Below are 8,177 nucleotides of genomic sequence, written 5' to 3' on the forward strand. Positions count from 1 at the left end.
CAACACGGAGTCATCAGCAGTGCCTGAACCCGACCATCCCCCACTGAATCTCATCAAGCAACCTGTTTCAATTGGTCATGAAGACGTAGTTAAAGAGCTTGCTACTTTTAAGGTCGAGCTGGATAGATACGCACGTAAGACAATTGGGCAACCGTTGCTTAATGACATAGTGGACAATGATCGAGGAACCTGCGCACTACACCCAGATTCATTAATAGCTGTGCTGATACCTTTTTTAAACGGGTATCCGGAATCCAGTGTGTAATTCCACTCCAGCCTACAGTGTGTCACCGAACCCGTAAACCGGAATTGCGTGTGTGATGCCTCTGTCGTATCATTGAGTTTCTAAACCGGAACTAAGTGTGTATTCTGTCGTCAGAATTCGCACATAGTCGAAGGCTCGACGAACGACTGGCCAGGAGTGGAAACATGGCGATTAGTCAGGCACGCATTATCGAATCCATGGAGCAGGCCTGCTCCAACCTCAATCCGGATGAGTTCATCTTCTCCTTCCTAGATGCTTACGGATTTCCGAAGAGCACCATAACCCGCCTTCGCAAAGGTGACGATAGCCGAAACGTTGCCAGCGGTGATGATATTGGGCTGAAGAAGAAGCTCTATTTCCGATCTGTTCCAGAGGGGACGGATTTGAATACTGAAGCCGACTCGCTCAAGGCAAGCGAGGTCGTGCCACGGAACGATATCCGCTTTGTCATCGTCACTGACTTTAAGAGCCTGGTTGCCTTAGATCTCAAGGCAGAAGAGCGCCTTGAAACTACGATGGATGAGCTGGATAAGCAATATGCCTTCTTCCTCCCGCTGGCCGGATACGAGAAGGCAGTAATGTACTCAGAGCATCCAGCTGACGTTAAAGCCTCTGAGAAGATGGGTCGGCTGTTTGATTTGATCCGCGAGCGCAATGACCTCTCGAAGCCTGAGGACATTCACGCTCTCAACGTTTTCCTTACCCGCCTCTTGTTCTGCTTTTACGCCGAAGACACCGGCATCTTCGCTCAGGGTCAGATGACATCTGCCATTCAGTCAACGACACAGGAAGATGGCTCTGACGTAGATCAGTTTTTCTCAGATCTCTTCACTGTCTTGAATCTGGATGATAAAGCTCCTGAGCGAGCATCTATGGCTGCTCACTTCCAGGAGTTCCCTTACGTCAATGGCGGCCTCTTTGAGGCGGATGAGCCCATTCCAGAATTTGGAAGAAAAGCTCGACGACTTTTGATTGATTGCGGGAGCATGGACTGGTCTGAGATCAATCCAGACATTTTTGGCTCAATGTTCCAGGCGGTCATTGACGAAGAACAACGGGGAAGCCTGGGGCAGCATTACACCTCTGTCTCCAACATCATGAAAGTGATCCAGCCTCTCTTCCTCGACAAACTTTATACAGAGCTTGAGAAGAGTCGGAAGAACGAACGAAAACTGAAGGAGCTACTTCTGCGCCTCCAGAATTTGCGCATTTTTGATCCGGCCTGCGGCTCAGGAAATTTCCTGATCATTGCTTACAAAGAGTTGCGAAAGCTGGAAATGGAAATCATCGACGCTCTGAACACGGTGTCGGATCAGACTGAAATGTATTACTCAGGAATTAAGCTGTCCCAGTTTCACGGCATCGAAATTGATGATTTTGCGCATGAAATTGCCATACTTTCTCTATGGCTGGCAGAACATCAGATGAACGTTGCGTTCAAAGCTAAGTTTGGTTATTCCGAGGCGGCCCTTCCATTGAAAGATTCAGGGAACATAGCTTGCGGTAATGCATTGAAGATTGATTGGGCGTCTATCTGTCCAGCCGGCGGAGAGGTCTACTTGTGTGGAAACCCTCCTTTTATAGGTGACAGATTTAGAACCAAAGAGCAATCAAAGGATCTTTCGAACACATTAAAGCCGGTAAAAAGCCCAGGTAAAGTTGATTTCGTTGCCGGATGGTTTTTCAAAGCGTCTAGGTATATGAGCTTAAATCCAAGCGATAGCGAAGCAGCATTTGTCGCAACTAATTCAATATTCCAAGGCGTTCAAGCCAACCTTGTTTGGGGGCAGTTGTTAAAGGAAGGTGTTAAGTTAAATTTTGCACACTCAACATTTAAGTGGTCAAACAATGCAAAAAAGAATGCGGGGGTGCATGTAGCTATACTAGGATTTTCTCATAAATCCAGAGAGTCTAAGCATATTTATTCAGGAGAATTTAAGAGATCTGCGAAAAATATATCGCCATACCTAATTGATGGCCCCAATATGGTAGTAAAAGGTAGGTCATCCAGCTTAAATCATGACAAAGAAATGGTGATGGGTAACTACACGAATGACGGTGGTTACTTGATCTTCTCGGAAGGCGAGAAAGATTCTCTACTGGAGAAAGAGCCCGGCATCGAGAAATGGATTCGCGAAATTGTAGGTGCAGCCGAATTCTTAAACGGGAAGAGAAGATATTGCTTATGGCTAGTTGATGCTACTGAAGATGATATTAATAGCTCGGAAGAGCTCTCCAGGCGGGTTGAATCCGTTCGCGTGAAAAGGCTTTCAAGCAGTGACAAGGGAAGCCAAAAGCAGGCTGAGAGACCTCACCTGTTTCGAGAACAGCACAATCCCGGAAATTATGTTTTTATGCCGCAAGTGTCTTCTGAGAGGAGGGATTATATACCGATCGACATATTGGGTTCTAATAAAATACCTATAGCACCAAACTTCTTTGTCGATAATGGGGGGCTTTACGAGTTCGGAATCCTAACATCCGAAATGCACAACGACTGGATGCGTGCTGTTGCTGGACGCTTGGAGAGCCGTTACCGGTATTCACCAACTTTAGTTTACAACACATTCCCATGGCCGAATATAATCAGTGATCAGAGGAATAATGTTGAAAGTTTAGCAGAAACAATTCTTATTCTTCGCGAAGACTACCCTGACAAATCCTTGTCGCAACTTTATGACCCGAAAGCAATGCCAGAGCCATTGCGGGAAGCCCATAAAGCTCTGGATCGCGCCGTTGAAAACCTTTACCGCGACAAGCCATTCAAAGACGCTACCGAGCGTTTGGAGTACCTCTTCGCCCGTTACGAAAAATTGATTGCTGAAGAAAAAGCAAAGAAGCCTGCCAAGAAAACAGCCAAAGGGAGTAATTGATCATGGCCGATCTGATGACGGTCCAGTACAAACAAACTGGCAAGAGTTCGAATCTGAATGAATTGGGCATGCGTGAAATGCAGGCCCGGGCGTATGACGCTCGCGATGCGCAATACCTGCTTCTCAAGGCTCCTCCGGCGTCCGGTAAATCGCGGGCGCTCATGTTCCTTGGACTGGACAAGCTGCAACACCAGGGACTGAACAAAGTCATCGTGGCCGTGCCCGAAATGTCCATCGGTGGCTCGTTCAAGGATACTGACCTCACGAGCGCTGGTTTCTTTGCCGACTGGAAGGTGCAGCCCAGCTACAACCTTTGCGTACCTGGCGGGGAGGACCGCAAGGTCAAAGCGTTCATCCGCTTCATGTCTGATCCGGACGCAGATATTTTGATCTGTACCCATGCAACACTGCGGTATGCTTACAAGGAATTGGCTCCATCGGACTTCAACGACACCCTGCTGGCAATTGACGAATTCCACCACACCTCTGCGGACGGCGAAAACCGGCTTGGCGAGCTTATTGATGGTGTCATGGCGGGCTCGAATGCCCATATTGTGGCTATGACGGGATCGTACTTCCGGGGTGACGCCGTTCCGATTCTCCTGCCAGAGGACGAAGAGAAGTTTACGCAGGTCACCTACTCCTACTATGAACAGCTCAATGGCTACAGATATCTGAAGTCACTTGGCATCGGCTATCACTTCTACACCGGTCGGTACCTGGATGCTGTGCATGAGGTGCTGGACACCTCGAAGAAGACGATTGTCCATATTCCAAACGTCAACGCGGTCGAGTCCACGAAGGACAAGTATTCTGAGGTCGATTACATTCTCGACGCTATCGGCGATGTCGTCGAGAAGGATATGAAGACCGGTATTATTACCGTGAAGGACCAGTCCGGCCGGCTTTTGAAGGTTGCCGATCTGGTTGATGACAACCCTCTCCGGATAGAGGTTCAGAATTACCTCAGGAATGTGTCGAAAGCCGACGACATGGATATCATCATTGCCCTGGGTATGGCGAAGGAAGGCTTTGACTGGCCTTGGTGCGAGCATGTTCTGACCATTGGCTATCGTTCCTCGCTCACGGAAATCATCCAGATCATCGGCCGCGCTACTCGCGACTCAGAAGGCAAAACACACGCCCAATTTACCAACCTGATTGCCCAGCCAGATGCAGAGGATGACGACGTCAAAACGTCGGTCAACAACATGCTCAAGGCCATCACCGTTTCGCTATTGATGGAACAGGTCTTGGCACCCGCAGTGAACTTCAAGCCGAGGTCTCGGATACGGCCGGGCGAAGAAGTCGACCCTGGCACTGTGGTCATCGAAGATACCACATCGCCTGTCTCCGACAAGGTCATGAAGGCCCTGGAGAACATGGACAACATCAAAGCCGCCATCCTTCAAAAGCCTGAAGTCATTGCACCAGCTGTGACGGGCGATGATGATCCAGAGGTCATGGAGCAGGTGGAAATTCCGAAGGTCGTGGAAACGCTTTATCCAGATATGGATGACAGTGAGATAAGCACTGTCTCAGAAGCCGTACACGCCTCCATGGCCATCCAGTCCACCGGAGGGCTGTTCGATGAGTCTGACCTGCCTGAAGGCGCTCAGATCATGACTCCTGAAGGGGTTCAAGAAGATGCCCAGGATTATCAGGGGGGCACAGATAAGCCGTCGAAGCCCGTCGCTGGTGCAGGCAATGATGAGCCAAAACCTAATCGCAAGTTTGTTCTTATCGGGAACAAGTTCGTCAATATCGAAAACCTGAATGTCGATCTGATTCGACAGGTGAACCCCTTCCAGGGTGCCTATGAGATCCTCTCAAAATCCGTGACGCCATCGGTGCTCAAGACCATCCAGGATACCGTGGTTGGCATGCGATCTCAGATGTCTGAAGAAGAGGCCGTTATCCTCTGGCCGCGAATCAATGAGTTCCGAAAGGAGAAAGGCCGAGAGCCATCTGTGACGGCGAGTGAGCCGTATGAGCGCCGTTTGGCGGAGGCGCTGGCCTATATCAAGAGAAAGGCTCAGGAGCGTAAGGCGCAGGCTCAGACGTCGTAAGGGGGATTTGGGATGCCACCGATCAATCACAACAGGCGGAAAGCCTCGGCTCGGCCTTCATTGGACGATATATTCGCTGGCCCGGATGAGTTCGGGCTTCTTGATGTCGGGGCCAAGAAATCAAGCTCGGGTGCGCCTCTTGAGGTGTCTCGATTTGAAGAGATCAGCGCGTTCGTCGATCAGCAGGGGAAAGCTCCGCAGGCTGACAGTCCTGACCTTCAAGAAAAGCTTCTCTCCCGTAGACTAAAGAGCTACGCCGAGAAGGAAGATCTGTTGTCAGCTCTGAAGCCATACGACCGTCATAACCTGCTACCCGAGCCCGTACTGGTTTCGAATCAGGAGGCGACCGCACATGATGAGGGAATGCCCTCCCGCGCCCCGACCGAACCGAGCAGGCCAGCGTCGAAGACGGACGTGAATCAGGCGGAAAACGTCACATCACTTGATGACATTTTTGCGAGCGAGGCATTCTCAGAGTTTGATCAAGGAGAAGACTCCCTCTTTGACCCGGTTCATGTCTCATTCGAGAAAAGCCGAGAGGAGCCAGATGAGATCGCTCAACGGCGTGTCTGCCAGGACTTCTATGCGTTTGAGCCAATATTCAGGGATCTGCACGAGAAGCTGAAAACTGGCGACGTTAAAGCAGCTCGCTTCCAGCAGGCCTCACAAGTTCAGCCGGGTGATGCCTTCATACTTGAAGGTGTCATGTGCCTTATCGATGAAGTTGGCGAGTACCGAGAGGATGGAGATGGTCGATATGACCCGAGGCTGCGGCTGATTTTCGAGAATGGAACAGAGTCCAATCATCTCCTCCGGTCTCTGGCAAAACGACTTTACCAGGACCCCACTGGACGGAGGATCATCCGTGATGCTGAGTCCGTAGTCGACGCCTTCAACAATGTGAATCACAAGGATAAGCGGGCTGGCCAAATCTATTTCGTCACGACGTTGAGCGATAAGCCCGCACTTCGTGAAATCCCGAATCTACTGAAAATTGGTTATACCGAGCTGACCGTGGATGAGCGGACAAAAAATGCGGAACGGGACACAGCATTCCTCGAAGCGCCGGTCAAAAAGCTCGCGTCTATAGAATGCTATAACTTGAATCCGAACAAGTTTGAGACCCTCATCCATGGGTTCCTTCACGCCCAGCGAATAAAGATGACGCTCACCGGGAGAGACGGAAAAGAATATCACCCGAGAGAGTGGTTCTCTGTTCCGTTGAATACTGCCCGCGAAGTGGTGAAGCGAATCATTGATGGAAGTATCGTTCAGTACCGCATGGACAATACCACCGGGCGATTGGTGAAAAAGAAGGTATGAACGATGCGCCAGTTTGACCTGCTAAACATGGATACCCTCCAATCCAGCAACTTGATTGATGAGGGCGATCACTACGTCATCGAGGTTGATGGTCAGGGTATACCTGGACGATGCCCCCACTGCCAGGCCGAGGGGCCATACAGGCATGGCACCCAGCAACAGCACTACATCGATACTCCGATGCACGGTAAGCCCGTACTGCTTCGAGTAGACCGGGCTCGCTTCCGATGCAAAAGTTGTGGGAAGACCTTTTTCTCAAACCTGCCAGACATCGACCCGAAACGAAAAGCCTCCACCAGATTCATCAAATACGTTGAGCAGGAGTCGATGAAGAAAACCTTCGCAATGATTTCACGCGAGGCGGGCATTGATGAAAAGACGATCAAGAATATCTTTGAAGACTACGTTCACCGGCTTGGAAAAGAGATCAAGTTTGAAACGCCGGAGTTTCTGGGGATTGATGAGCTGAAGATTATTGGCGAATACCGGTGCATGATCACCAACGTGAACGAGCTTGCTGTCTATGACCTGCTGCCCAACCGCAGGAAAACCGACCTCATGACTTACTTCAAGGCTATGCCTGATAAGCACAAGGTAAAGGTCGTGACGATGGATATGTGGCGCACCTACAAGGATGTCGTGAACGCGCAGCTACCAGGTCGCGATATTGTGGTGGATCGCTGGCATGTCATCCGCATGGCCAACGAGGCTCTGGAGGCCGTGCGAAAGCAGATTCGTAAAGGCCTTAACACTCGCCAGAGGCTGAAGCTGAAAGACGACCGCTTTATCCTTTTGGAGAGGGAGCGCAGCCTTTCGCCTGAGCAACGCGAAAAAATGCAGTCCTGGTTCGATCTTCATCCAGAACTGGCTATGGCTTATGAGGCGAAGGAGAACTTCCATAACATCTACTCGTGCCGCAACAAGGCTGAGGCTCAGGAGTTTGCGAGGGCATGGATGAGATCACTTCCGCCTGCAATCGAGCCAGCCTTTGAGGCATCCCGCACAGCGTTATTGAACTGGTGGGGGGAGGTTTTTAACTTCTATGATCACCAGGTCACAAACGCCTATACTGAGTCTGTGAATCGGCTGGCAAAGGATATTAACCGGATGGGACGCGGATACAGCTTTGAGGTCATGCGTGCTCGACTGATCTATGAGAAGCAAGCGCGTAAACCAACAACCAAGTTGAGAGGGCGAAAGCCAAAAAGCAATTCTCAGCCAGAGACTATGGCGAGGTCTGTTGGTCTGGAGAAAGTGTCCAGAACGATTGAGTACGGTCCACACATCCCTACGCTTTGCGACTTGCTGGAAAGCGGCCACTTTTCCTGAGGTTTCTACATTGATACCGGAATTGAGGGAGAGAGAAAATCATCTGTTCCCACACTCAATTCCGGATACCCTTTTAAACTGGGAAGACCAGAATGGACAGGCTTATCGAGCCTTTGTAGATCCAAAACATGTTATTGGGGCAAGCATCAAAGGGCATCCTGAGAACGTGCCACCAGAGGAGGTGGTGAATAGGATCGAGCGCTACGCGACCTACTTTGGCTCAAGGGATAACGCCTTATATGTCTGGTACAAGCCACTTGGGATATTCATTGCTCATGAGGGAAAACACAGGGTCGCTTTTATGCGATCGCATGATCA

At 50.2% G+C, this 8,177-nt stretch carries 5 protein-coding genes and 1 pseudogene; all 6 read left to right on the forward strand.

The features are described from left to right. Positions 1-265, forward strand: a 265-nt coding sequence (locus AAC035_RS15560) for a hypothetical protein (RefSeq protein ID WP_339805743.1), incomplete at its 5' end; no start/stop codon positions are given. A 164-nt stretch (positions 266-429) separates the two neighbouring features. Further along, entirely contained in the window at positions 430-3,138 is a 2,709-nt protein-coding gene (locus AAC035_RS15565; protein WP_127059528.1) for a DNA methyltransferase, read from the forward strand. A 2-nt stretch (positions 3,139-3,140) separates the two neighbouring features. Further along, positions 3,141-5,207 carry a helicase-related protein gene (locus AAC035_RS15570; protein ID WP_176304941.1) on the forward strand — a complete coding sequence of 689 codons (2,067 nt, stop codon included), beginning with the start codon at positions 3,141-3,143 and terminating at the stop codon, positions 5,205-5,207. A 12-nt stretch (positions 5,208-5,219) separates the two neighbouring features. Next, positions 5,220-6,530 carry a GIY-YIG nuclease family protein gene (locus AAC035_RS15575; RefSeq protein WP_127059527.1) on the forward strand — a complete coding sequence of 437 codons (1,311 nt, stop codon included), beginning with the start codon at positions 5,220-5,222 and terminating at the stop codon, positions 6,528-6,530. A gap of 3 nt (positions 6,531-6,533) precedes the next feature. Further along, entirely contained in the window at positions 6,534-7,859 is a 1,326-nt protein-coding gene (locus AAC035_RS15580) for an ISL3 family transposase (RefSeq protein WP_127059526.1), read from the forward strand. A 10-nt stretch (positions 7,860-7,869) separates the two neighbouring features. Next, positions 7,870-8,177, forward strand: a pseudogene (locus AAC035_RS15585) (hypothetical protein); the annotation flags it as partial.

The organism is uncultured Marinobacter sp. (genome assembly GCF_963974375.1).
Taxonomy (GTDB): Bacteria; Pseudomonadota; Gammaproteobacteria; order Pseudomonadales; family Oleiphilaceae; genus Marinobacter.